Source organism: Cupriavidus sp. PET2-C1, assembly GCF_054515855.1.
In genome coordinates, this window is record NZ_CM137259.1 from 4,081,666 (window position 1) to 4,104,827 (window position 23,162).

The window sequence follows — 23,162 nt, forward strand, 5'->3', positions numbered from 1 at the left end:
TATCGTGTGTTCTTGCGGTGGCTACGGTAATCAACCTGAAGCCGACCGTTCAGGCATTCACCTTTTGGACCGGTTCTCCGAAGAAAACCTCGATGGGCACGAAGTGCCATTGCGCGGCTTCGGGGTCGTAAAGGGCAACCTGGTTGATCTGCGCCCCCACGCAGACCGTTCCCGGCATGCGCTGTATGGCCAGCGCCACGGCCTGATGCCGTTGCTGTTCCGTCCAGGTTTCCAGCAGGCAATGCGAATCCGCGTGCGCGAACAGCCCGGCGTGTTCGCGCAGGCGTTCGTACCTGGCAATGCCTTGCTGGTCGATCTCGAGCTCGATGGCATCGTGCCGCGCTGGCGGGATCTCGTCGGTCTGCATCATGCAAACGCTGGCGAGCGCCCCTTTGCGCCGGACCACGATCCGGCCGTCGCTCGCAGCCCAGCCGCAGTGCAGGTTGATATGGAGCTTTCCGCCGCTATCCCGGATCAACGTGCGGGGATCGAAGGCCGCCGCATGCGCGACGTGATACGGCTTGCCCGGGCTAGACACGAACGCCGCGTTCAGCAGTGCGTCAAAGGGCGAGATATGGACGGCCAGTGCCGAGCCGGCATGGGCATTGCCCTCCTCCACGAATTCGCAAGAGGCGTTGCACCAGTCCGGCTGGCCGTCCCCTGGTGCGTAGTTGATCAGCACGAACAGGGCTGGCCGGGTATGCAGAACAGGCCCGCATGGGCGAAAGGGCGTGTTGGGCAGCGCCATAAAAGTGCACCTCCTATAGGTTACATTCGGGGTGCCTCAACCTATACCCAACACGGTGCGATGAAAGAATAGGAAATTTCTGCTTTTGCCTGGGAATTGCGCGAAGGCAGAACAATGCCGAGCGATGGAAAGGGTTAAGGCATTGCTGACGCAGCTAACTCACACAGCTAACTCAGCGGTCCCGATGCTTCAACGCGAACAGGGTCATCCCCCAGAACGGCACCCACCAGATCAGGTCGCTGCACAGCACGAACAAGCCACTGCGCCATGCGAACACGCCGGTCAGCGCGCCATGCAAGAACCCCAGCGGCCCCAGCGTCTTGCCCACCAGGCCCACCACCACCAGCGGCCAGTAGCGCAGCATGTCCTGCGCCGCGATCCAGTAGCCCAGCGCGTAGACGCCCACCATCATGCCGATGCAGCGGATCATGGCGTCGGGCGTGGCCGGCATGCCCAGCCAGTCGAAGATCTGCGACGGCCACAGGCTCAGCGCAATCGCATAGAGCAGGTTATAGAGCGCTGCCAGCCGCAGTACGGCGGGCATCCACGCCGGTACGCGGGGCAGGCTGACGGACGCATTGCGCCCGATGGTTGGATTGGACTTCATGCCACATTCTCCAGGTTAGGTTCAGACTCAAGTTCAGGTTCAGATTCAGGTTCAAGTTCAGGCTCGCGGATGGTCAGCACGCCGTCATAGCGCAGCAGGTAGCCCAGGCGTGGCGCCCATATGCGTACGTCGCAGCGATAGCTGTGCGCATCCCGTGCGCGTTCACTGGCCAGCACGTGCAGCCACGGCACGGTCAGGCCGAACAGGCTGACGCCGCGGCTGGCCTGCCACAGCCGGCCGGTGCCATCGACACGCGTTGCCAGCACGATTGCCAGCGGCCCCATGCGCTCCGTCACCTGCCCTGCCCGCGCGAGCCGCATGCGGCTCGCCATGATGTGCCCGCCGATGCTGCGGTGCCAGCGCTCGCCGGCGGGCTCCGGCGAGATACTCACAAGGGCCGCCGCCGCCGCCGCGGGCCGGGGCAGCGCCGACAGCCGCATCAGCGCGCGCAGCCAGCGCCGCGCGCTCCAGCGCACTCTTAGCGTGCCGCGCAGGTGCACGCCCTCGGCACGATGCACGCGCTGCAGCACCGGCGGCAGGCTGGCAAGGGCGGCACCCAGCATGGTCCCGTACAGGCTTTGCGGACCAGCATCCGTGCCATACGCGGCTGATGTGTTCATCGACGTGCCCGCCCGTTGCCGAGCAGGTCCTCCAGCGCCAGTTGCAGGGTCGGGAAACGGAAGGCATAGCCCTCCTGCTGCAAGCGCGCGGGCGCCACGCGCAGCCCGTCGAGCAGCAGCGTGGCCTGCTCGCCCAACGCCAGTCGCATCGGCCATGCGGGCGTCGGCATGAAGGCGGGCCGGCGCAGCAGTGCAGCCGCCGCGCGCACAAACCCGGCCTGGCTCGGGGTATCCGGCGCAACCAGGTTATAGATGGCGGCAGCCGCCGGGGCGGCTTGCGCGGCGTCGCCCCGGCAGAGCCAGGCGATCACGCCGAGCACGTCGTGGATGTGTACCCAGCTCTGCGCTTGCCGGCCGCTGCCCATCGGGCCGCCGAAGCCGAGCCACACCGGCATCAGCATGGCGGGCAGCGCGCCTTGATGGCCATAGACCACGCCGAGGCGCAGGATGGCTAGCGGGATGCCGAGCGGCGTCACGGCGCGGGCCGCGTCCTCCCACTGCTGGCACAACTGCGAGGCAAAGATGTCCTGCGGCGCGCTGGCCTCCGTACGCTGGCTCAGGTCGTCGTCACCCTGGATGCCGTAGAAGCCCACCGCCGAGCCGTTGATCATCAGGCGCGGCCGGTGCGCCGCAGCGGCCAGCCACGCCGCCAGCGCGCGCGTGGTGGCCACGCGGCTTTGCACCAGGCTGTGCTTGCGTGCGGCACTCCAGCGCGGGCCGAGGATGGGCGCGCCGGCAAGGTTGATCACCACATCGAAGCGCACAGCCGGATCGATCTGCGCCAGCGAGCCGACGCATGCGGCGCGGCCGTCGAACAACTGCGCCGCCACGCGCGGGTTGCGCGCCCAGATCGTCACGCGATGGCCATCGGCCAGCAGCGAGCGCACCAGCGCCTGCCCGATAAAGCCGGTGCCGCCGGTCAGCAGGAACGATTGCGCGCGCCGGGAGGGATCGGCACCGGCGAAATCGAACGACGGCGTAGCACCGGCGCGGGCCGCCAGCGAGCGGCTGGCGAACGCATCGCGCACGCCCGAGGCGGCCACGCCGAGCGCGAACACGCTCAGCACCCAGCTTTGCCAGCCTTGCGGATTGAGGTGCAGGCCCGATGGCAGGTCCCACCAGGCTTGCGAATGCCAGGCCAGCAGGCCAAAGATCACGCCGCCGTTGATGGCCAGCACGGTATGCGTCACCCGCTCGCTCGGCGGCAGGCTGCGGGTCTGGTCTTCCACCACGAAGTCGCGCAGCGTGAGCAGGATCTCGATGGCGACGATGGCCCATAGCGGCACCAGCCAGGCGCCGCCCCAGGCAAACCACGCCAGGCCGCCAAACAGCACCCCATACAGCACCGCCCGGATCGCGTGCAGGCGCAGCTCCGGCGCGGCGTTGTGCTGCTGCGGCAAGGCGCAGCGCAGTTCGTGATGCCAGACGGTATCGAAGGCACCCATCAATCCCTGCACGATCAGCAGGTTGAGGATGACGGTGTAGAGCGTGCCGCTGGTGGGGTCCATCTCAAGCATCCTTATTTACATTAATTTCTGTCTTAAGAGAAATATCTGGTCAAAAAAAGCGGCCACCACGGCGGCCTGCTTTTCATGCCTGTGCTACTTGCCGGCTTCGCGGGCGCGCTGGTCGCCACGCACCAGCTTCTGGATACGCGCGCCGAGCTTCATCACCTTGACCAGGGTATCGGGCGAGAGGCGCAGCATTTCATCGCCCCAGCTGCCCAGCGTTTCCATCAGCTGCAAGGTGGCGATGATGCGCTTTTGCACTTCCTTGCTCTCCTTGGCGAACGCGGGATTGTTCACGCATTCGTGCAAGGCGTCGATGGTGGGATCGAACTCGCGTTGCTTGCGCTCGCGCACCACGGTGCGGAACAGGTCCCACACATCGGTGATGGTCTCGAAGTGATCGCGCCGGTCGCCCATCATGTGCACGGTGCGGATCAGCTTCCAGTTCTGCAACTCCTTGAGGCTGTTGCTGACGTTGGAGCGTGCGACGTTGAGCGTGTCGGCGATTTCCTCGGCCGGCAGCGGGTGCTCGGCAAGGAACAGCAGGGCGTGAATCTGCGCGACGGTGCGATTGACGCCCCACTTAGAGCCCATTTCGCCCCAGTGCAGGACAAAGCGTTGTGCGACCGGTTGAAGTTCCATGCCTGACAGTTTATCTGTTCGGAAATTTCCGTCAAGACAGAAATTCAACTTCCTGCGGCCGGGTTCAGGCCGGCTGCGCCAGCGTGCTCTCGTTTTCCTTCACGTACATGGAGTTGCGCGGGCGGGCGAACACGCGCCGCACCATCGGCTCGAAGAACGACAGCGGCAAGGTGTCGTAGTCCTGCATGAAGGCCGCGCCGTCGTACTTGGCGCAGAATTCCGCGGTGCGCTCGAACAGCGCGGGCTGGTCGCGGAATTGCTCGCGCAGGTTGCGATCCAGGCCCAGGTGATGAAAGAAGTAGTAGCCCTGGAACACGCCGTGCTTCTCCACCATCCACAGATTCTCCGGGCTGACGAAGGGCTTGAGGATGGCGGCGGCGATGTCGGGATGGTTGAAGCTGCCAAGCGTGTCACCGATATCGTGCAGCAGCGCGCATACCACGTACTCCTCGTCGCGCCCGTCGCGGTGGGCCAGCGTGGCGGTCTGCAGGCAGTGGGTCAGGCGGTCGATGGGAAAGCCGCCGCAGTCGCCGTCGAGCAGCCGGAGGTGATCGAGCACGCGGTCGGCCAGCGCCTGCGCGAAGGGCATGAACTCGGCGGATATCGCCGCCCAGTCATCGCGCGTGCCTTGTTCCATGTGGCTGAAGGTGGCGCGGGCGGGCGTGGTCGTTTCGCTCATTGCGGGGTCTCCGTGCAGGGTGATCCTGCTTGTTTTGTTTGTGATGAACAACGATTGAACAAACATCGAGCAACGATTCTGGCACAGGTTTGGCGGCTACACTGTCAAGGACTTAACATTGCCGCCGCCTGCCGCGGCGCATCGATCCGCATGCAGATCCGCCCTTACCTGGCCGCCGACGAAGCCGCCATCATCGACCTCTGGCAAGCCTGCGGCCTGACCCGGCCATGGAATGACCCGAAGAAAGACATTGCCCGCAAGCTGACCGAGCAGCCCGAGCTGTTCCTGGTGGGCGAAGTGGAGGGCCGCCCGGTGGCATCGGCCATGGTCGGCTTCGACGGCCATCGCGGCTGGGTCTACTACCTGGCGGTGCACCCGGATCACCAGCGCCGCGACCACGGCCGCCGCCTGATGGCGCACGCCGAGCAGTTGCTGATCGAGCGGGGCTGCCCCAAGATCAACCTGCTGGTGCGCAGCGGCAACAGCAAGGTCATCGACTTTTACCGCAGCCTCGGGTACGCGCAGGACGAGGCGGTCAGCCTGGGCAAGCGGCTGATTCCGGATATCTGAGCGCTGGGAGCGCTGGGAGTTTTGGCCATGTTCCGCATCCTCGGCATCGATCACCTCGTCCTGCGTACCGGCAACGTGACAGCGCTCATGCGTTTCTATGTGGACGTGCTTGGCTGCAACGTCGAACGCGTGCAGGCGGAATTCGGCCTGATCCAGTTACGTGCGGGCAGCGGGCTGATCGACCTGGTAGCGCTGGACGGCCCGCTGGGCCGTGCCGGCGGCGCCGGGCCGGGCAGGGAAGGCCGCAATCTCGACCACTTCTGCCTGCGCCTCGATCCGTTCGATGCCGATGCGATCGGCGCCCACTTGCGCGCGCACGGCGTGGAACCGGGTCCTGTGGAGATGCGCTTCGGCGCCGAAGGCAAAGGCCCGTCGATCTACGTGCACGACCCGGACGGCAATATGGTTGAGCTCAAAGGGCCGCCCACGGGTGAGCAATAGCCGCCAGCCCATGTGACTCAAGGTGGGCATTCCGCCTGGATGCCCGCTACAATTCCCGCTCACCCCCTCGCCGCCAAGCGCGCCATCCGCCTCCTCGCGGCGGCCATTGCGCGGCGGTACATACCGCGTCCAGGCGCGCCATGACACGACAAGACGCCCCACCCGGCCCACGCGCCATCTCGCCACGCCAGCTGGTCTGGACCCTTGGCATCACCGAAACGATTTCCTGGGGCACGCTGTATTTCGCCTTCACCGTGTTCATCGGGCCGATGAGCGCGACGCTGGGCTACTCCAAGCCCTTCCTTGCCGGCGGCTATTCGCTCGGGCTGCTGGTCTGGGCGATGTGCTCGTTCGCGGTGGGCCGCCTGCTCGACCGCGTGCCGGCGCGCGCCGTGATGTGCACGGGTTCCGTGCTGGCCGGCTCCGGCCTGCTGCTGTGGGCGTGGAGTCCGAACCAGGCGGCCTTCCTGCTGATGTGGATACCCATCGGGCTGGCCATGGCGACCACGCTGTACGAACCCGCCTTCGTCGTGCTGCGCCAGGCCTTTGGCGATGGCTACCAGAAGTCCATCGTCACCGTGACGCTGATGGCGGGCTTTGCCAGCACCATCTTCGTGCCGCTGGCGCAATGGCTGGTGCTGCACCTGGGCTGGCGCGAGACGCTGCTGTGCTTCGCCGGGCTCAACCTCTTCGTTTGCGCGCCCTTGCACGCCCGCCTGCGCTATGCGGCGCATGCCACCTACGCGGCCGCGCCGGCGCCGGCGCCGGCGCCGCTGGCGGATGCCGCGCAACCGGGCATCGCCGGGATCGCGCTGCGCCAGCCGGTGTTCTGGGCGGTGGTGCTGGCCTTCACCGCGCTGGCGGTGATTGCCTCGCTGCTGGGCGCCCACCTGATCCCGATGCTGACCGAAAAGGGCTTGCCGCTGGGCGAGCAACTGGTGGTGGCGGCGCTGATCGGCCCGGCGCAAGTGGTCGGCCGCCTGGTGATGATGCGTTTTCCCGTGCGCCACCCGCTGCGGCTGTCGCTGCCGGTCTATCTGGTGATGAGCCTGGGCCTGCTGTGCTTTGCGCTCGGCTATGGCAATTGGCTGATGCTGGCGGCGGTGCTGTACGGCTGCGCCAACGGCATCAACACCATGCTGCGCGCCATGGCCATGCCGGAACTGATCTCGCGCCACCATTACGCCACCCTCAACGGCCTGATGATGACGCCGGTGCTGCTGATGCAGGCCGCCGCGCCCTGGCTGGGCGCCTTGCTGTGGCGCGCCGCGGGCGGTTACTGGCTGATGCTGTGGGTGATGGTGGCGCTGGCGCTGACGGCGCTGGCGGCTTTCGGCTTTGCCCTGCACCAGCGCGGGCTGCTGCGCGCGTCCAGCCACGCGGCGGCGGCGTAGCCGGCCACGCTGGCTGGCCGGCTGCGCTGCCGGTCATGCGCCCGACGCACCGATATGCGACGATGCAGGGCTCGATTACCCTGCAGCGCCCGCCAGGGCACCTCCCGCGCCGCCCGGCGCGGCTGGCCGTGCCCGCCGCCAATATGCCTGATTCTGCTTCCCCCGACCTGACCCAGCCGCCCTCCCCCTCCTGCGCAACGCCCGCCGCCGCGCCAGTCAGCGCGCGGCGCGTGGAGCACGCCGCGCGCGCCACCATGGCGCTGTTTTTTGTCAACGGCGCTACCTTTGCCACCTGGGGCGTGCACATCCCGACCATCAAGGCGCGCTTCGGCTTGTCGGATGCGGTGCTGTCGCTGGCCATGCTGGCCGTGGCCGGGGGCGCCATCGCGGCGATGGGTCCGGTAGGGCGCTGGGTGGGGCGCGTGGGCAGCGCGGCCGCTTGCCGGCGCAGCGGGCTGGTCTACGCCCTGGCTACCGTGGCCATCCTGGCCATGCCGGAGTTTGCCTTGCTGATCCTGGCGCTGATCGCCTTCGGCATGGCCAACGCGGCCTTCGACGTGGGCATGAACGCGCAGGCCGCCACCGTTGAGGCCAGCCGCGCGCGGCCCATCATGTCCGCGCTGCACGGCATGTTCAGCCTGGGCGGCATGGCAGGCGCGGCGGTTGGCGGCTTGCTGCTGGGCCTGGGCGTGCCGCCGCTGGCGCACGCACTCGGCATGGCGGTGCTGACCGCTGCGGTCACGGCGGGCGTGGCGCCCTGGCTGCTGGACGACCATCCCGTGGCGGCACCTTCCGCGCATCACCGCGCGCATGCGGTGCGCGCGCTCTGGCTGCTGGGCCTGATGGCGTTCCTGGGCCTGGTTGGCGAGGGTGCGATGTATGACTGGTCCAGCGTCTACATGCGCGAGGTGGCGCTGGCGCCGGACGCCTGGATCAGCGCCGGCTATGCCGCCTTCTCCGGTGGGATGGCCTGCGGCCGCTTTGGCGGCGACCGCCTGCGCGCGCGCTGGTCGGATGCGCGCACGCTCGGCGCCAGCGCCTGGGTAGCGTTCGCGGGGATCCTGCTGGCGCTGTTGTGGCCAGCGCCGGCGGCGTCCCTGGTCGGCTTCGCGCTGATGGGCCTGGGCGCGGCAAACATGGTGCCGATCTTCTTCGTGGCGGCTTCGCGCCTGCCGGGTGTGGCGCCGGCGGAAGCCATCTCGCGCGTGGCGCGCTTTGCCTATATCGGCTTGCTGATGGGGCCGGTGATGATTGGCGGCGTGGCCCATGTCAGCAGCTTGCAATACGGACTGGGGGTGGTTGCCCTCACCATGGGCTGGATCGCCGCGGCGGGCGCGCGCCTGGCGCGCCCTTACCTATTGGCCCGCAAGGCCTGATGCCAAGGGGGGCTGGCTCAGGCAGCCTCGCTCCACGCCGGGGCAGGGTGCGTGCCGGCCCCTTCGAACACGAATGTATCCATCGCCAGTACGCCATAAGTGACCTCATCGGCCACGCGTGCCACGCGCGCCACGCCGGCCGGCGCCTGCTCGGCGGGCACGCCTTCATGCGGGCCCAGCGCCGCGCCCAGCGCCACGAAGAACGGCAGCAAATGCTCGTCGGCGGGATGGGCGCGGCGCGCATAGGGGGCCTGCGCGCGATAGTCCGCTATGCGCGTGGTGTCACCGGTGGCGAGCGCATCGTCCAGTGCCTGGATCATCCAGCCGCGGAATGCCTCCACATAGGGCTCGACGGGCGAGCCGTGCTGCTCGCGCCGGCCCCCGGCACCGAAGACTTCCTGAAGGTTATGGGTAAAGCTGCCCGAGCCGAGCACCAGCACGCCCTCGTCGCGCAGCGGCGCCAGCGCCCGGCCGATCTCGATCTGGGCTGCGGGGGGGAGATAGGGGTTCAAGGCCAGCTGCACCACCGGGATGTCGGCATCCGGGAAGAGATGTCGCATCGGCATCCAGGCGCCGTGGTCCAGCGGGCGCTCATCGTCCTGCAGCACCACCGCGGCGCCGGGGACTTGCGCGGCCTCGACCAGCGCCTTGACGCGAGCGGCCAGCGCCGGCGAGCCCGGGGCGTCGTAGCGCAGTTCGTACAGCGCGCGCGGGAAGCCGCCGAAGTCGTGCCAGGCCTCCTGCCGCTCGCGGGTGCCGACCACCAGGGTGCTGTAGATCCAGTGCGCCGAGACGACCAGCACGGCGCGCGGCTTGCGCGCCCTGAGCACTTGGCCGAGGGCGTCGAAGGCGGCGCCGCTCGGGCCCGGCTCGAGGGCAAGCATGGGCGAACCGTGGGAGATGTAGATGGCGGGAAGCATGATGGCGGCCTTCAAATCCTTTTGATAGCAGTGTTTAGTTTGACAAAACTGCCCTGCCCCAGCGCCACCCATTTGCGGACACCTCCATCAAAAAACTTGAATTCACGCGGCGCCACCGCACTTCCCACCACCGCATGCGCACCCTGCCCACCCCGCGAGCGTGGGGTGCACCACACAACGCTTTAAAGATTCGGACACACGGCGGGCAATCGGCTTATGATTCCAGCACGGGGTCCGGTCCAGCTTTGCGCGGCGCAATGCGTCGTCCGCGCGGGCCCGGGCAAACCCCGCATGACTGGATACGACGCGCCATGAAGCGTGTCAGGCTGGAGAACACCGTGGTCAAGCGCACAGCCCACAGGCCCTTGCTGCCCCATGCGAACTGGTGGCAGCCAGGCGTGTATGCCAGCGGACCGGCTGTGCTCCTATGGATCGCCGCCCGCCTGCCCGCCCCCCTGCTGGTGGATATATTCAACGCGCCTGGCGCCCCGGCGCTGCTCAACCATGTGGGCGATTCCGTCTTCGTGGCCGGGTGGGTCGGCAGCGCCCTGTGGCTCTGGCTCACGCGCCAGCGGCCGGATACGCCAGAACCGCAACAGGAAGCCGGCCCGGGCGAGGTGCCCAACGCCCGCAGCGCGCGCCAGCATCACGCCAGCCAGCCCTGAATCCCCGCCATCGCGCCACCAGGATGCGGGCACGCGCAAGTGTGCTTCACGTGGAACATTCCATGGGGCGCTGGCCGCCCAGCCGGCCATGCGGACCTGACTCCACACGCTGCCATCCTGCTGGCCAATTAAAGAATCGCTTACTATTCTGCCTTTCAGAACGCATGCCCGGTTTCGGGGCAGGCCTCCCGCCGATTTCCCACCGCATCAAACGCCACATGCAAGCCAACGCTGCAATACCTCAAATCCACGAAATATCCAAAGCCCAACGACGAAAGGCCATCCTCGCCGCCACCATCGGCAACGGCCTGGAGTGGTTCGACTTCACCGTCTACAGCTTCTTTGCGCTGATCATTGCCAAGCTGTTCTTCCCCACCGGCAATGACCTCACGTCTTTCCTGCTGACCGTCGCCACCTTCGGCGTGGGTTTCTTCATGCGCCCGGTCGGCGCCATCGTGCTCGGCGTCTACGCCGACCGCGTCGGCCGCAAGGCAGCGCTGACCCTGACCATCCTGATGATGGCGCTCGGCACCGCCATCATCGGCCTGGCGCCCACTTATTCGTCGATCGGCCTGTGGGCACCGGCGCTGATCGTGGTAGCCCGGCTGATCCAGGGCTTCTCGGCCGGCGGCGAGGTTGGCGGCGCCACCGCCTTCCTGATCGAGCACGCCCCCGACGAGGAGCGCGGCGCCTACGCGAGCTGGCAGCAGGCCAGCCAGGGCATTTCCTTCATGCTGGGCGCTGCCATGGGCGCGCTGGTGATCAACGGCCTGGAGCCGGAGCAGATCGACGCCTGGGGCTGGCGCATCCCGTTCCTGTTCGGCCTGCTGATCGGCCCGGTCGGGATGTATATCCGCTCGCACCTGGAAGAGCCGCCTGCCTTTGAAGCCCGCCGCGCCGAACGCGCTGCCAGCAAGGTCAAGTTCTCGCCGCTCACGCAGGTGCTGCGCGACCATCCGCGCGAAGTGCTGGCCGGCCTGGGCGTGACCATCCTGTGGACGGTCTGCACCTATGTGCTGGTGTTCTACATGCCGTCGTACGCCAAGCAGCAGCTCGGCCTGCCGCTGGGCGCCACCTTCCAGTCGACCGCACTGTGCGGCGCCATCATCCTGGTGCTGTGCCCGCTGATGGGCATGCTGTCCGACCGCGTGGGCCGCAAGCGCATGCTGGGCACCGTGGCGCTGATCATCGGCGTGCTGGCTTATCCGCTGTTCCACTGGCTCAACGTCTCGCCGACCACCCAGACCCTGCTGATGGTCCAGGTGATCCTGGGCATCCTGCTGGCGGCCTTCACCGGCCCGGCGCCGGCCGTGCTGGCCGAGCAGTTCCCCACCGAGGTCCGCTCCACCGGCCTGTCGCTGGCCTACAACTTCGCCGTGACCATCTTCGGCGGCTTTGCCCCGCTGATCGTGACCTGGCTGATCGCATCGAGCGGCAGCAAGCTGGCGCCGGCCTACTACGTGATTGCCGCGGCTGCGATCAGCTTTATCGCGCTGCTGTTCATGCACGACCGTACCGGCAAGCCCTTGCAGTAATACCGCCCTACGTCGCATTGGATTGGAAAAGGCCAGCCGCAAGGTTGGCCTTTTTCTTTGCGCTCAGTCCGGCGGCGCCTGCGGCGCGCCCAGTACCCGCAGCAGCCGCCAGGCCATCAAGCCCAGCACGCCGACCGCCAGCAGCAGCGCACCCCACAGGATAAAGCGCCGTTGGCGCTGGGTGTCCGAAGGCACGGCCACCGGCGGCGATGCCGTCATGCCTGCGATCCGGGCGTCGGCGATCACCGGTGCGGGCCCGGCCAGCAGTTCAGCCCGGGCGAGCGCCCCGGGTTCTTGCGCCGCGCCCGCCGGCTCCCCCACCGCCAGCGAAAACGGCCGCGCGCCGCGCGCGACAAAGGTCACCACGGCGGGGCGCCAGCCAAGTGCCAGCACCGGCATGCCGGCGCCAAGCCCACCGGCGCGGGCATCCACGCTCAGGCGCCACAGGCGATCCGTGTTGCGCCCGATCGCCAGCTGCGCGCTTTCCTGCTCGGTGCCCGCCGCCCCGGAAAGACGGTAGAGCTGTGCGCTGCTGACCATGCGCCAGGATGCCTGCGCATCGGGCCGCGACCACAGCGTGGCCTGCACCACCGTGTTGGTCTGCGGCAGGCGAACGCGCACGCGCTCGGCCGGAAAGCGTCCGCCGCTGTCGAACAGGTATTCGCCCCCAGGCTTGGCCTGCGTGGCAACGATGCCATCGCGCCATTGCAGCGCCAGCGGCGAAGGCTGGCTGGCCGCCACTGTTTCCACCTGCACGCGCGCCGGCACGGGCGGCGCGCCCTGCCACTGCAGCCGCAGGTAACGCGCCCGCAGGCGCCCCAGCGTAATGCGGTCCTGGCTCAGCGTGCTGCCCTCGCGGCTCAGCCGCAACAGCTGCGCGCCGCCCGCGGCCTGCCAGTGCTGCAGGTCGTCGCTGCTGGCAACGTCCACCCTGCCCAGGTAATCGCCATCCGGCAGGCCGATCACCACCGCGCTGGCGTCGTCGCGCAACTGGCTCAGGTCGATCAGCCATGCCCCGGCGGTGCCGGCTGCCGGCGGGGCGCTGGCGGCGCGCAGCGCGCCGTCGGTCCCGATCACCACGCCCAGGGGCGCGGACTGCCGCGACTGCGCGGCCGGCAGCGCGAACCACGGCACCTCGCGCAGCGTGCGTACCTCAGCCGCTGGCTCGGGCGGCAGATCCAGCGCGTAAGGCAGCATTTCGCCTGTTGCGTTGCGTACGCGCAGGTCAGCCAGCCCGGGGCGCGTGCTATGGGCGTAGACATCGGCGTCCAGGGTCACGGCGTAGTACGCCGCGTCGCGCTCGGTCGCCAGCGCGAACCGCTCAGCCCGCGCGGGCAGCGGCAGCAACAGCGATGACAGCAGCGATGGCAGCAGCGCGGCCATCAGCATCGGCAGCACCCGCCCGCCTGCGGTTCGGAAAACCGCCATCACGTCGCCTCCTCCTGCTTTGGCGGCAGGGGCGAGAAGTAGCCGATCAACAGCAGCAGCACGCCCACGCCGATAAACGAGATGATCCGCTCGATGCCCTTGACGAAGGACAGGTCGAACAGGAACAGCTTGACCACCGTCACGCCAAGCAGCGCGCCCCCCACAAACCACAGCGCGCGCGAGCCGCGGCGGGTGGCCGCGACCATGGTGATCAGCGCCAGCACGGTCCAGAACATCGACAGCGAGGCCTGTACCAGCGTGGAGCCGCCCAGGCCCTCCAGCGTGTAGGGCACGCCGGCCCAGTGGTGCAGGGTGCGCAGGAGCACGGCGTTTAGCCACAGCAACACCGTGGCGCTCGCGGCGTACCCGAGCACGCGCGGCCGCGTGGCCAGGCCCGCGGCGGCAAGCCGGTGCTGCCACAGCGCCACCGCCAGCATGGCAAGCAGCTGGGCAACATCGAGCGGGTTGAGCAGCGGCAGGTAGGAAAGCGGCGCGGCATCGCCGTCGCTGGACACGCTGGCAATGCTCCACAGCCACAGCAGCGCCACCAGCGGCAGCGCGCCATATAGCAGGTAGGCACGCTGGAAACGCCCCACCGGCCAACGCAGGCGCCAGCCCCAGGCCGAGAGCAGCGCCAGCAGCCCGCCATAGCCATAGGCCCAGGCGCTCCAGCTCCAGGCGCCCTCCGGCACATAGGCGCGCAGCCGCCAGTAAGCCTCGGTGGACAGCAGCACGCACACGGTCCAGAACAACAGGGCATGCATGGGCGCCAGCAAGGCATCGCGCTCATCATCCTGTTGCCGCCACAGCAGCAGCCAGGCCGCGCCAAACACGGCCAGCCAGGCGAGCGCGCCAAAGCCGAGCAAGGGCGACGCCGACTGCACGATGCAGCTAAGCACGGCCAGGACCGCCAGCAGCGGCGCCATGCCCTGCGCCGGCACGCTGGCCAGCGGCCACGCCAGGACGCGCCGCGCCAGGTGCGCCAGCCACGCGCTCAGCACCACGAACAGCGCCAGCATGTCGAGCAGCGCGCGCACTTGCCAGCCCCGCACGCTGTACCAGTGCAGGATTTCGGTCACGCCGCCGCCCAGCCACCAGAGCAGCCCCCACAACGCCGCCCCCTGGCCAAGCGGCGCGCATGGCGCGGACCAGGCACGCGCCTCGAGCCGCCCGTGCAGGCGCCAGCCGCTGAAGACACCGGCCACCGCCAGCAGCAGCGTGCCCACGTAGCGGCTGTTCAGCACCGGCCACGCCAGTTGCGTGGCCTCGAACAAGCTGCCCGCGGCAAACGCCGCACCGGCCGCCAGCTGCAGCAGCAGCCCGCTGGCCAGCGCAAGGCGCCGCTGCTGGCGCACCCCCACCCACACCACGGCAGCGCCTTCCACGGCCCATACGGCGCTTGTGGTGCGCCCGTCGAACGCCAGCGGCACCGCCAGCGACGCAAAGATGACGCCCAGCGCCAGCACGGCTTCAAACAACAGCCCCAGGCGATCGCGGCGCGCCGCTAGCCACGCCGCCAGGCCGAGATAGAACGCCGCGAGCGCCACCGCGCTCCATGCCATGGCAAAAGGAATGTTGCGCACCAGCGCGGCCTGCAGCCCCATGGCCAGCAGCGGCGTGCCAAACACTAGCGTGCCGTCTACGTAGTCCTTCAGGCTGACCTGCCGGCGCAGCGCATAGCGCAGGGCGATGCCCGTATACATCAGGAAAAACAGGATCAGGAACGGCTCCGTGGTGGCGAGCAGTTCGGGCCGGTAGTTCAGCGCGCCCCAGGCCGTGCCAATGCCAAAGGTAAACGCAAAGCCGAGCAGGTTGAGCTGGCGCCAGGCCCGGAACCAGGCGATGGCAAAGATGCCGGCATTGAGCAGCGCGTAGTAGCCAAACAGCATCACATGGCTGCCGCCGCCCGTCGCGATCAGCACCGGGGCAAGGAAGCCGCCGGCGCTGCCGGTAAAGGCCAGCGCCGGGGCGTTCTGCAGCACCGCGAGGCCGCCAGCGAGCGCGCAGATGGCCACCATCAGCGGGAACGCGGCCGCGGCCGGCAGCAGGCCGTAGAGCTTGGTGGCGGCGAAGACGGTGAGATACAGCACGCCCACGCCACCGCCCTGCAACACCAGCGCATAGGCGGCGCGCCGCTCGCGCAGGCGCCAGCCCGCCATCAGCAGCACCACCGCGCCAGCCGCCACGCCAGCCAGCCGGAACTCGACCGGCAGCATGGCGTTGTCGGAGGCGTACTTGAGCAGGAACGCCACGCCAAAGAACAGGATCAGGATGCCCACCCGCACCACGCTGTTGCCGCCAAGCAGCCAGCCGCGCGCGGCGGATATCGCACGCTCGACGAAGTCGGGTTCGCGCGGCCCGAGCGTGGACGAAAGCGGTGGTTCAATGTGGCGCGCGCTTGCCGGTGCGGGAGCAGGCGCCATTGCCGGAGCTGGCGCGGAGATCGGCGCGGGCGCCGCCGCAACCGGGATCGGGATCGCCGCCGGGGGGAACGGCGCTGGCACGGCGGCGCTGGCAGCCGGCTCGAAGGACGGGAATTCGCTGGCTGCCACCGTACCCGGCGCTGCGCCAGGGGCCGATGTGCCCGATGGCGTGTCCACGCTCTCGCCGCGCAGGCTCGCCAGCTCGCGCTTCAGCGTGGACAGCTCCTGCTCGAGCCGCAGCACGCGGGCTTCGAGCGGAGCCGCCGCCGTGCCCTGCACTTCGCCGTCACCAGGAGGCCGGGTGGGCCGGTCGCTGACCATCCAGCCAAAACCGAAGCCCAGGACCGCGCCCGTCAGCGCACCGCCAAACCCGGCCGCCACCATGCCGAGCACCAAGCCAATCACCCCGAATATCCAGCGCATCAGATGAGGTTTCGCCTAAGAAGGTTGGGGAAGGCGGCGGCCGCTGGTGCGGATACTGCGTTTGCCGGCACCAGTAACCGCCTGCACCATGCGCGCCCAGTGTAACGCCAGACCGACATTTCCAGGCGATATGCGCCGGCTGGGCGCTTAGCCGGGGTGGTTATTCTTCTTCGCCCTCTTTATGGATATTGATCACATGCCGCGCCTCGAACCAGAGCGGCATGCCGGGCGCCATTTCCTCTGTGCAATAGGGCTGGTTGTCCAGCTCGCCACTGTAGAGATCGCCCTCGCGGCCGGTCACGATCACCCACATGCGCTCCACATGCTGCTCCTCGCGGTCCTGCTCGTCGGCGGTGACGATGCGAAAGATCAGCTTCACCAGTTGGCCGGCCTGCAGAGCCTGGCGCTCCGCCAGCGCCGGCACCCAGAACGTCTCGGGGTGCGCTTCGCCGATGACCTCGCCGTCGTCGAGCTGCCAGCCGTCTTCTTCGATGGTCGCCAGTCGTTTTTCCATGTCAGTCCTCATCATAAATTCGTCCTTTACGGGCGGCATCGTAGCAAATGCGCCCCGAGGCCGCGCGGCCGCGACATGCCGCGCGAGTCGCTTTAAGATGGCAGATCGAAGGAGAACGCACCCATGGCAGCAGATAGCAACGTGACAAAAAAAGTGGCGACGAAGGTGCCGAAGACGGTGGCGAAGACGACGCCGAAGAAAGCAGCGAAGAAAGCGGCGCCACCGGCGACAAACATCGTGGCGGACACGGAGCGCCAGCGCTGCAGCTGGTGCGGCACGCTGGAAGACTACTGCCACTACCACGACAACGAATGGGGCTTTCCCGTCGACGACGACCGGCGCCTGTTCGAGAAGCTATGCCTGGAAGGCTTCCAGGCCGGCCTGAGCTGGCTCACCATCCTGCGCAAGCGCGAGGCGTTTCGCCGCGCCTTCGCCAACTTCGAGATTGAAAAGGTGGCCCGCTTCGGCGAACGCGATATCCAGCGGCTGTTGGGCGACGCCGGCATCGTGCGGCACCGCGGCAAGATCGAGGCCGCCATCAACAACGCGCAGCGCGCCCGCGAGCTGCTGGAGACGGAGCCGTCGCTGGCCGCGTACTTCTGGCGCTTCGAACCCGATCCGGCCAGCCGCCCCAAGCTGCTGACGCCGGAAGTGCTGCGCACCATGGCCGTCTCGCCGGAATCCACCGCGCTGTCCAAGGACCTGAAGAAGCGCGGCTGGCGCTTTGTCGGCCCCACCACGATGTACGCGCTGATGCAGGCGATGGGCCTGGTCAACGATCACCGGGAGGGCTGCGAGACGCGCGAGGAAGTCTTGCGGGCAAGGAAAGCATTCAAGGTGCCGCGTTGAGCTGAGGTGAGGTAAACGCGGCGGCGGCAGGCGGACGTCAGACGGTCAGATGTATACGTGGCGACCAAAGTTTCAACGCAGATATACGTGCGGGGCGCTGCGCCAAATGCAGGCAACGTATACGTCCGCCGCAATGGTGGCCCTATGTCTTTCTTTATTGTTTACGTATACCAATATAGTAGTAGTAGGTAAACGGCCTCATTTTCCGTGGATAAGCCGGTTTTTCCTTTTCCACTCAATGACTTGCGAATAAGATAAGTCCAAGGGAATACCCTGATCTCGCGGGATATCTGGCGGGCGTATACGTGGCGCGCAAAAACCGCCCGAAAGTTGTTCGTATACGCCCCACAACCCACCCCCAGCCGGGACACAGCTTTCCTGCCTGCTTATCCCCAGGGTTTTGCGTAGTTATCCACAACCGGGCCGGGCATTCGCCCCTCGTCGTCCCTAGCCTTCATCGATCGCATGTTGCCGCCCGACCAACCGCGGCCAGCCTGCGTGTCTGTCGTTCTCCAACAGGTTTACCCGGAAAAGTGGCGACGCATCCGCTAATAGCATCGCCAGGCGGATGGCATGGTCCATGCGGTTAAGGGTTCAGAGCGCGGCGCCGATGCTCGTTTCCTTCCACGTTCCCACCTTCCGACCTGGAGCTATCGCTCCTTTGGAGAACCGTCATGAAGATCAACCGCCATGCACCACGAGAGAGCCGGCCCTGTTCGCGCATGCAGGCAGCGATGCGAACGCTGCGCCGAGGTGTCCTGCTGATGCGCGTGCTCGCGTTGTGCGCGAACAGCATCGCCCATGCCCAGCCCGCCGCACCGGCCCAGTCATTGGTCACGCCCGAGCAGACGTTTGCGCGGGGTTACCTCGAAGCCGTCTCCACCGGCTATGACAACGGCCAGGCGCTGCTGGGATCCGAGGGCATCGCCCCCGTGCGGCTGCCGCACTCGCCTGCCCTGCAGATCAGGCCGTCCCCGGCGCCGTCCGCACCGGCACCCACGGCCGCAAATCCGTCGGTGGTCCCGGTTTCGCAGAAGACGCGCCGCGAGTAACCGCAGTGAGCCGTGAGAACGATGGGCGCGTTGCGCCGTCACGCCGTCATGCCCGCCGCCGCGTCGGCATGCGCATCAGGAAACGCCGTACGCCAAAACAAAAAGCGCACTACGTTGTTAAACGTAGTGCGCTGTCTTGTACTGCGAATCTGGTGGACCGAAGGAGGATCGAACTCCCGACCTCTGCATTGCGAACGCAGCGCTCTCCCAGCTGAGCTATCGGCCCGTGACGAACGATTGTAGCTCAGTTTTTCGCGGCTGTTCAATCACGTTGCCATGCCCGCGTTGCCGGTCATGCCGCGCACCGTCGGCAGATTCAACGGGCGGGCGGTGACCTCGCCGGAGGCGCGCAGCCACTGGGCCATCAGGTCCCAGATCGGCGGGCTGCCGCTCTGGCGGGCTTCTTCCGAGACGGGGGCCCAGCCGGCTACCTTGTAGGTCTTGGCGGCGTCGATGGGCTGGCCCTTGAGGCGCATCTCGGTGATGCGTTTTCCCATCGACGCGGTGGGGTCGATGGTGTATTGCAGGCCGCCCACGCGCACCATGTCGCCGCCTTGCTGGTAGTAGGGATCGGGGTTGAACAGGTTGTCGGCCACGTCTTCGAGGATGGTCTTGATGGTCTCGCCGCTCATCGCGGTGACGGTGGTGTGGGGATACGTGATGGCGGTCTGGTCCATCAGGTGTTCCATGGTGATGGCCTGCCCGGGCAACAGCGTGGTGCCCCAGCGAAAGCCCGGCGAGAAGGCGATCTCGGCGCCCTGCACGTCCATCAGGCCGTCCAGGATCAACTGGTCGAACGTGCCGTTGAAATTGCCGCGGCGATATAGCAGGCCGCTGTTGCGCGCCAGCACTTCGCCGAGTTGCTTCTCATACGGCGCGCGGACCTTGGCGATGAGCGCGTCCATGGCGGGATCGGCGGCGAGGTAGTTGGCAAAGACCGGCAACAGGCGGTAGCGGAAACCGCTGACCTTGCCGCCCTTGACGTCGAAGTCGAGCACGCCGAGGAACTTGCCGTTGGAGCCGGCGTTGGTGACCAGCGTGGTGCCCCCGGCGTTGCTGACCGGCACCGGCGCCGGCATGCCGTCGTGCGTGTGGCCGCCCAGGATAGCGTCGAGCCCGCGCACGCGCGAGGCCAGCTTGAGGTCCACGTCCATGCCGTTGTGCGACAGCAGCACGACCACCTGCGCGCCCTTGCCGCGCGCCTGGTCGATGACCTGCTGCAGGTTTTCTTCCTGGATGCCGAAGGTCCAGTCGGGCGTGAAGTAGCGCGGGTTGGCGATCGGCGTGTAGGGGAAAGCCTGGCCGATGATGGCCACCGGCACGCCGTTCATCTCGCGGATCACATAGGGGTCGAAGACGGGATCGCCGAAGTCGTTGGTCTTGATGTTCTGCGCGAGAAAGGCGACCTTGCCCTTGAAGTCGCGCTCGACGATCTCGGTGACGCGCTCGGCGCCGAGGGTCATTTCCCAGTGCGGCGTCATCACGTCCACGCCCAGCGCCAGCGCGGCGTCGACCATGTCTTGCCCGCGCGTCCACAGCGCGGTGGCGGAGCCCTGCCAGGTGTCGCCGCCGTCGAGCAGCAACGCGCCGGGCCGGCTGGCCTTGAGCTGCTTGACCAGCGTGGCGAGGTGGGCGAAGCCGCCAACCTTGCCATAGCGGCGCGCCGCTTCGGTGAAATCGAGATAGGTGAAGGCGTGGGCCTGCGCGCTGCCGGGGGCGATGCCGTAGTGGCGCAGGAAGGCCTGCCCGACGAGGTGCGGCGGCTTGCCCGCGTAGCCGCCCACGCCGAGGTTGACGTTGGGCTCACGAAAATGCAGCGGGCGCAGCTGTGCGTGGCAATCGGTGAAGTGCAGCAGGTGCACATTGCCGAAGCGTGGCACGTCATAGAGCTTGCCGGCGGCCTGCGCGGCTTGCGCGTCGGTGGCGGGAAAGGTCATGCCGCCGGCGCCGGCGATAGCCAGCACCTGCAGGAACTCGCGTCGGTTCATTGTCTCGTCCTGTGCATGTCATGCGCCGGTGTCTGGCTCTTGCGACCCGGCATCTTGTGGGCCATGTGGCCGGTGTGGCCGATGTGGCTACTTCTGCGTTGGCGTGGCGTACCTGGCCAGCGCCGCGACTTCCTCTTCCAGCATCTCGCCGACCTCCTTCTGCACGACCTTGCCGTGGGCGTCGATCACGTACAGCTCGGGCAGGCCGCGGCGCTTGCCGAGCGCGGCGCGCAGCGCGGGCGTGTCCATCGCGGCCGGGAAGGTGTAGCTGTGCTTGGCGATGTAGGCGGTGGCGTCGCGAGGGTCCTTGTCGAGGCTGACCGCCAGCACCTGCAGCCCGCCGCGCGCGCCGCCGGTGCTCTCAAAGAGTTTTTGCAGGCGCGGGTTCTGCAGTGCGCAGAAGGGACACCACGATGCCCAGACTTCCACCACCAGCGGCCTGCCAGCCAGGTCGGCGGGTGTCAGGACCCGGCCGTCGAGCAACTGCACCGGCGGCAGGCGCACGGTGTCGCCTACCTCCAGCGCGGTGGCCGCGCCGCTCCAGGCCAGTGCGGCAAGCAGCAGCACGCGCGCGCGCCGGAGGGAGCCTGCCATGCGGCTGGGTGTCATCGCGCAGCCTTACTGGTTGACCGGCGAGGCCGGGTCCAGCAGCAGCGCCATCACGTCGCGGATCTGCTGCTCGGTGAGGATGCCCTTGTGCCCGAAGCGCGGCATGTTGGAGCAGGCCGAGAACGCGCTGGAATCCCAGATCTTGCCCCAGGTGTACTTGAGCACCGCCTCGGAGTCGCCGCGCAGCTTGCCGTACTGGTACAGCGACGGGCCGATATTGCCAAACGAGATCTCGGCCTTGGTCATCTGGTGGCAGGCGTAGCAGTTGGCGCCGTTGGGGCTGCCGACTGCGTCGGAGAACTGCATGCCGCGGCCGTTCTGGGCGGTCTTCTCGCCTTCCTTCCAGTCGCCCAGCCATTGCTTGTCGGCGGGGTACTTGATCTGCTTGAATTCGGCGGCCTCGATCTTCCTGGCCACCGCGGCCGGCACCTTGGAGCGGTCCGGATAATCGCTGCATGCCTTCTGCATGGCGTCGCGATCGAGCACGCCTTCGACCGTGGCGGGGCCCTTGGAGGTGAAGGAGCTTTCGATCAGCTTCTTCATGTCGGCGTCGCTGACGGCGGCGACCTTGGCGGTGACGTTCGCAGGCTTTGTGGCCTTGGCCGGCTTGGCGCTGTCCTCCGCGTGAGCCATGCCACCCATGCAGGCCAGCATGGCGAACGCGACCAGCGTGCCTTGTGCGTATTTATGCGCTTGTTTCATCTCTGCTCTCCCTTCGCTCAGCGCTTCATGGCCGGACCGTCATACGTGCCGCCGTTCGCGTTCCTGGCAAGGAACAGGCTCAGCGCGGTGATCACGTCGGAGCCATAGGCGGGTTCGGGAAAGCGCTGCTGGCGCAGGCAGTCGTAGAGGCGGTGCTGCATCGAGCGTACCTCGCCCTGCGAGACGCGATAGGCGGGCCACGTGGTGTAGGCGGCTTGCGCGCCTTGCTTGGTCAGCAGGTTGGGCAATTCTTGCAGTCGGATGCGCTGGCCGTCCACGGCGTGGCAGGTGGCGCAGGCGAAGTCGTAGGCGCCGCCACGGTAGAAGAACATCTTCTGGCCGAGGGCGTACACGCGCTTTTCTTCGGGATGGTTCAGCTCCACGTTCATCTTGACGCCGCGCGACTCGCCGGCCACGAAGGCCACCAGGCGCTCGATGTCGGATGGCTTGCCAGTGGAGGCGAAGGGATTTTTCAGGGCCTCTTCCTGGGTCAGGCCCTGCAGCGTCACGCGGCAGTAGGCCAGGCGTTGCTCCAGGTCCATCACGCGCCCGGTGTCCTTGAACAGGCGCGGCAGCTCGGCGTAGGCACCCTTGGTCACGCCGGGGCCCTTGCCCAGGTCGCATTGCTCGAGCGAGGCGTTCTTGGGGCCGGCGGGTTTTTTCCAGAGTTCTTCGCCGGCGGCCTCCCACAGTTCTGCGGGGTTGCCCTCGGCGAGCATCTGCCGGTACTTGGCGATTTCCTCGGCGGTGCTGCCCTGGGCGTGCACCGCCGCGGCGGCGAGCGCCACGGTGCCGGCCAGCGCCAGCGCGGCGCCGGTGTGGCGGCGTCTGATCGTTTTCATGGGGCTTCTCCTCGGGGCCTCGGGAGCCTGCCGCCGTGTGGCGCCAGGCCGTGCGGGCCCATCTTATGGCTTGTCTTCCCGTTATCGGCGCCCGGTGCGGGCCGGCTCTTGCGCGGGTGCTGCTTACAACCTGTCTGCTTACAACCTGTATTTACGGCTTGCGTATTTACGGCTTGATGTAGGCATAGCCTTCATCGAACTGCAGTTTGGCCACTTCCACCACGCCAGCCTGTACCACCTTGGCTTCCATCAACAGGCTGGACTCGGGAATCTTGCGCGCCATGAGCGTATTGCGGCAAACGCGGAACTCGACGCCGGAACTGGCCAGCGCGCCCACTGCGGCCTCGAAGGTGTTGCCGCGCGCGTCGCGCGCGCCTTCCACGATGAAGTCCACGCCGTAGCCAAACGCCACCACCACGATCTTGGTATCCGGCGCGGCGTTCAAGTGGTTGCGCAGGTTGGCCATGGCGCGCACCGCCTGGTCCGTGCCTTCGGACAGCTGGTAGACCACCTTGACGCGCCCGCCCTTGCCGGCAGCCGCCGGCGCCGCTTGCGCTGACGCCTTGGCGGCCAGGCCGATCGCCGCCAGCGCCGCCGTTGCTCGAATAAATGCTCGCCGCATGATTG

The 23,162-nt window shown here is 67.6% G+C and carries 23 protein-coding genes and 1 tRNA gene; 8 read left to right on the forward strand and 16 right to left on the reverse strand.

Annotated features, from left to right (window positions below; all coding sequences use genetic code 11):
* Positions 1–49: 49 nt before the first annotated feature.
* The 6 genes from ACX12D_RS18515 to ACX12D_RS18540 form a co-directional block, all read right to left on the reverse strand.
* Positions 50–748, reverse strand: a complete 699-nt coding sequence (locus tag ACX12D_RS18515) for a hypothetical protein (RefSeq protein ID WP_459372216.1) — start codon at positions 746–748, stop codon at positions 50–52.
* Positions 749–920: 172 nt separating this feature from the next.
* Positions 921–1,355 (reverse strand): hypothetical protein, encoded by a 435-nt coding sequence (locus ACX12D_RS18520; protein WP_459372217.1) that lies wholly within the window; start codon positions 1,353–1,355, stop codon positions 921–923.
* Positions 1,352–1,975, reverse strand: a complete 624-nt coding sequence (locus tag ACX12D_RS18525) for a DUF4166 domain-containing protein (RefSeq protein ID WP_459372218.1) — start codon at positions 1,973–1,975, stop codon at positions 1,352–1,354. The genes ACX12D_RS18520 and ACX12D_RS18525 overlap by 4 nt, the downstream gene beginning before the upstream one ends.
* Positions 1,972–3,483, reverse strand: a complete 1,512-nt coding sequence (locus ACX12D_RS18530) for a TIGR01777 family oxidoreductase (protein WP_459372219.1) — start codon at positions 3,481–3,483, stop codon at positions 1,972–1,974. The genes ACX12D_RS18525 and ACX12D_RS18530 overlap by 4 nt, the downstream gene beginning before the upstream one ends.
* Before the next feature lie 93 nt (positions 3,484–3,576).
* Complete coding sequence (locus ACX12D_RS18535; protein WP_150991189.1) at positions 3,577–4,125, reverse strand: GbsR/MarR family transcriptional regulator; 549 nt, start codon at positions 4,123–4,125, stop codon at positions 3,577–3,579.
* 64 nt (positions 4,126–4,189) lie between these two features.
* Positions 4,190–4,804, reverse strand: coding sequence for an HD domain-containing protein (locus ACX12D_RS18540; RefSeq protein ID WP_459372220.1), 615 nt, complete (start codon positions 4,802–4,804; stop codon positions 4,190–4,192).
* A 150-nt stretch (positions 4,805–4,954) separates the two neighbouring features.
* Here ACX12D_RS18540 and ACX12D_RS18545 point away from each other — a divergent pair, with 150 nt between their 5' ends.
* The 4 genes from ACX12D_RS18545 to ACX12D_RS18560 all read left to right on the forward strand — a co-directional run bounded on the left by ACX12D_RS18545 (position 4,955) and on the right by ACX12D_RS18560 (position 8,585).
* The gene (locus ACX12D_RS18545; RefSeq protein ID WP_459372221.1) at positions 4,955–5,374 is read left to right on the forward strand and encodes a GNAT family acetyltransferase; all 420 of its coding nucleotides are present in this window, start codon (positions 4,955–4,957) and stop codon (positions 5,372–5,374) included.
* A gap of 27 nt (positions 5,375–5,401) precedes the next feature.
* Positions 5,402–5,815, forward strand: coding sequence for a VOC family protein (locus ACX12D_RS18550; RefSeq protein WP_459372222.1), 414 nt, complete (start codon positions 5,402–5,404; stop codon positions 5,813–5,815).
* 35 nt (positions 5,816–5,850) lie between these two features.
* A complete protein-coding gene (locus ACX12D_RS18555) occupies positions 5,851–7,209 on the forward strand; it encodes an MFS transporter (RefSeq protein WP_459374059.1) in 1,359 nt (452 codons plus the stop codon).
* Positions 7,210–7,463: 254 nt separating this feature from the next.
* Positions 7,464–8,585, forward strand: coding sequence for an MFS transporter (locus ACX12D_RS18560; RefSeq protein WP_459374060.1), 1,122 nt, complete (start codon positions 7,464–7,466; stop codon positions 8,583–8,585).
* A 17-nt stretch (positions 8,586–8,602) separates the two neighbouring features.
* Here ACX12D_RS18560 and ACX12D_RS18565 read toward each other — a convergent pair whose 3' ends face one another.
* Positions 8,603–9,505, reverse strand: a complete 903-nt coding sequence (locus ACX12D_RS18565; RefSeq protein ID WP_459372223.1) for a DODA-type extradiol aromatic ring-opening family dioxygenase — start codon at positions 9,503–9,505, stop codon at positions 8,603–8,605.
* 311 nt (positions 9,506–9,816) lie between these two features.
* Here ACX12D_RS18565 and ACX12D_RS18570 point away from each other — a divergent pair, with 311 nt between their 5' ends.
* Both ACX12D_RS18570 and ACX12D_RS18575 read left to right on the forward strand, forming a co-directional pair.
* Complete coding sequence (locus ACX12D_RS18570; protein WP_459372224.1) at positions 9,817–10,170, forward strand: hypothetical protein; 354 nt, start codon at positions 9,817–9,819, stop codon at positions 10,168–10,170.
* 218 nt (positions 10,171–10,388) lie between these two features.
* On the forward strand, positions 10,389–11,705 hold the full coding sequence (locus ACX12D_RS18575; protein WP_459372225.1) for an MFS transporter: 1,317 nt from the start codon (positions 10,389–10,391) through the stop codon (positions 11,703–11,705).
* Between the two features lie 63 nt (positions 11,706–11,768).
* Here ACX12D_RS18575 and ACX12D_RS18580 read toward each other — a convergent pair whose 3' ends face one another.
* The 3 genes from ACX12D_RS18580 to ACX12D_RS18590 all read right to left on the reverse strand — a co-directional run bounded on the left by ACX12D_RS18580 (position 11,769) and on the right by ACX12D_RS18590 (position 16,493).
* Complete coding sequence (locus ACX12D_RS18580; protein WP_459372226.1) at positions 11,769–13,133, reverse strand: DUF3999 domain-containing protein; 1,365 nt, start codon at positions 13,131–13,133, stop codon at positions 11,769–11,771.
* Positions 13,133–15,979 (reverse strand): DUF2339 domain-containing protein, encoded by a 2,847-nt coding sequence (locus tag ACX12D_RS18585; RefSeq protein WP_459372227.1) that lies wholly within the window; start codon positions 15,977–15,979, stop codon positions 13,133–13,135. The genes ACX12D_RS18580 and ACX12D_RS18585 overlap by 1 nt, the downstream gene beginning before the upstream one ends.
* A gap of 160 nt (positions 15,980–16,139) precedes the next feature.
* Positions 16,140–16,493: a DUF2314 domain-containing protein gene (locus tag ACX12D_RS18590; protein WP_150991201.1), complete on the reverse strand. Its 354-nt coding sequence runs from the start codon at positions 16,491–16,493 to the stop codon at positions 16,140–16,142.
* A 123-nt stretch (positions 16,494–16,616) separates the two neighbouring features.
* On the opposite strand from ACX12D_RS18590, the gene ACX12D_RS18595 reads away from it, so the two are divergent.
* Positions 16,617–17,342, forward strand: coding sequence for a DNA-3-methyladenine glycosylase I (locus ACX12D_RS18595; RefSeq protein WP_459372228.1), 726 nt, complete (start codon positions 16,617–16,619; stop codon positions 17,340–17,342).
* A 674-nt stretch (positions 17,343–18,016) separates the two neighbouring features.
* Positions 18,017–18,394, forward strand: a complete 378-nt coding sequence (locus ACX12D_RS18600) for a hypothetical protein (RefSeq protein WP_459372229.1) — start codon at positions 18,017–18,019, stop codon at positions 18,392–18,394.
* Positions 18,395–18,544: 150 nt separating this feature from the next.
* On the opposite strand, the gene ACX12D_RS18605 is transcribed toward ACX12D_RS18600, so the two are convergent.
* From ACX12D_RS18605 to ACX12D_RS18630, 6 genes are all read right to left on the reverse strand, one after another.
* Positions 18,545–18,620 (reverse strand) — tRNA-Ala (locus ACX12D_RS18605).
* 40 nt (positions 18,621–18,660) lie between these two features.
* Complete coding sequence (gene soxB / locus ACX12D_RS18610) at positions 18,661–20,382, reverse strand: thiosulfohydrolase SoxB (RefSeq protein WP_441637464.1); 1,722 nt, start codon at positions 20,380–20,382, stop codon at positions 18,661–18,663.
* An 87-nt stretch (positions 20,383–20,469) separates the two neighbouring features.
* A complete protein-coding gene (locus ACX12D_RS18615; protein ID WP_459372230.1) occupies positions 20,470–20,976 on the reverse strand; it encodes a TlpA family protein disulfide reductase in 507 nt (168 codons plus the stop codon).
* Between the two features lie 24 nt (positions 20,977–21,000).
* The gene (gene soxX / locus ACX12D_RS18620) at positions 21,001–21,693 is read right to left on the reverse strand and encodes a sulfur oxidation c-type cytochrome SoxX (RefSeq protein WP_459372231.1); all 693 of its coding nucleotides are present in this window, start codon (positions 21,691–21,693) and stop codon (positions 21,001–21,003) included.
* Between the two features lie 17 nt (positions 21,694–21,710).
* On the reverse strand, positions 21,711–22,535 hold the full coding sequence (gene soxA, locus ACX12D_RS18625) for a sulfur oxidation c-type cytochrome SoxA (protein ID WP_183034016.1): 825 nt from the start codon (positions 22,533–22,535) through the stop codon (positions 21,711–21,713).
* Between the two features lie 166 nt (positions 22,536–22,701).
* Positions 22,702–23,157 carry a DsrE family protein gene (locus tag ACX12D_RS18630; RefSeq protein ID WP_459372232.1) on the reverse strand — a complete coding sequence of 152 codons (456 nt, stop codon included), beginning with the start codon at positions 23,155–23,157 and terminating at the stop codon, positions 22,702–22,704.
* Positions 23,158–23,162: the final 5 nt, after the last annotated feature.

What these genes read in the sequence shown, in the direction of transcription:
- ACX12D_RS18515 (WP_459372216.1), bottom strand. Translation starts at nt 748, where the DNA reads ATGGCGCTGCCCAACACGCCCTTTCGCCCATGCGGGCCTGTTCTGCAT.
- ACX12D_RS18520 (WP_459372217.1), bottom strand. Translation starts at nt 1,355, where the DNA reads ATGAAGTCCAATCCAACCATCGGGCGCAATGCGTCCGTCAGCCTGCCC.
- ACX12D_RS18525 (WP_459372218.1), bottom strand. Translation starts at nt 1,975, where the DNA reads ATGAACACATCAGCCGCGTATGGCACGGATGCTGGTCCGCAAAGCCTG.
- ACX12D_RS18530 (WP_459372219.1), bottom strand. Translation starts at nt 3,483, where the DNA reads ATGGACCCCACCAGCGGCACGCTCTACACCGTCATCCTCAACCTGCTG.
- ACX12D_RS18535 (WP_150991189.1), bottom strand. Translation starts at nt 4,125, where the DNA reads ATGGAACTTCAACCGGTCGCACAACGCTTTGTCCTGCACTGGGGCGAA.
- ACX12D_RS18540 (WP_459372220.1), bottom strand. Translation starts at nt 4,804, where the DNA reads ATGAGCGAAACGACCACGCCCGCCCGCGCCACCTTCAGCCACATGGAA.
- ACX12D_RS18545 (WP_459372221.1), top strand. Translation starts at nt 4,955, where the DNA reads ATGCAGATCCGCCCTTACCTGGCCGCCGACGAAGCCGCCATCATCGAC.
- ACX12D_RS18550 (WP_459372222.1), top strand. Translation starts at nt 5,402, where the DNA reads ATGTTCCGCATCCTCGGCATCGATCACCTCGTCCTGCGTACCGGCAAC.
- ACX12D_RS18560 (WP_459374060.1), top strand. Translation starts at nt 7,464, where the DNA reads ATGGCGCTGTTTTTTGTCAACGGCGCTACCTTTGCCACCTGGGGCGTG.
- ACX12D_RS18565 (WP_459372223.1), bottom strand. Translation starts at nt 9,505, where the DNA reads ATGCTTCCCGCCATCTACATCTCCCACGGTTCGCCCATGCTTGCCCTC.
- ACX12D_RS18570 (WP_459372224.1), top strand. Translation starts at nt 9,817, where the DNA reads ATGAAGCGTGTCAGGCTGGAGAACACCGTGGTCAAGCGCACAGCCCAC.
- ACX12D_RS18575 (WP_459372225.1), top strand. Translation starts at nt 10,389, where the DNA reads ATGCAAGCCAACGCTGCAATACCTCAAATCCACGAAATATCCAAAGCC.
- ACX12D_RS18580 (WP_459372226.1), bottom strand. Translation starts at nt 13,133, where the DNA reads ATGGCGGTTTTCCGAACCGCAGGCGGGCGGGTGCTGCCGATGCTGATG.
- ACX12D_RS18585 (WP_459372227.1), bottom strand. Translation starts at nt 15,979, where the DNA reads ATGCGCTGGATATTCGGGGTGATTGGCTTGGTGCTCGGCATGGTGGCG.
- ACX12D_RS18590 (WP_150991201.1), bottom strand. Translation starts at nt 16,493, where the DNA reads ATGGAAAAACGACTGGCGACCATCGAAGAAGACGGCTGGCAGCTCGAC.
- ACX12D_RS18595 (WP_459372228.1), top strand. Translation starts at nt 16,617, where the DNA reads ATGGCAGCAGATAGCAACGTGACAAAAAAAGTGGCGACGAAGGTGCCG.
- ACX12D_RS18600 (WP_459372229.1), top strand. Translation starts at nt 18,017, where the DNA reads ATGAAGATCAACCGCCATGCACCACGAGAGAGCCGGCCCTGTTCGCGC.
- soxB (WP_441637464.1), bottom strand. Translation starts at nt 20,382, where the DNA reads ATGAACCGACGCGAGTTCCTGCAGGTGCTGGCTATCGCCGGCGCCGGC.
- ACX12D_RS18615 (WP_459372230.1), bottom strand. Translation starts at nt 20,976, where the DNA reads ATGGCAGGCTCCCTCCGGCGCGCGCGCGTGCTGCTGCTTGCCGCACTG.
- soxX (WP_459372231.1), bottom strand. Translation starts at nt 21,693, where the DNA reads ATGAAACAAGCGCATAAATACGCACAAGGCACGCTGGTCGCGTTCGCC.
- soxA (WP_183034016.1), bottom strand. Translation starts at nt 22,535, where the DNA reads ATGAAAACGATCAGACGCCGCCACACCGGCGCCGCGCTGGCGCTGGCC.
- ACX12D_RS18630 (WP_459372232.1), bottom strand. Translation starts at nt 23,157, where the DNA reads ATGCGGCGAGCATTTATTCGAGCAACGGCGGCGCTGGCGGCGATCGGC.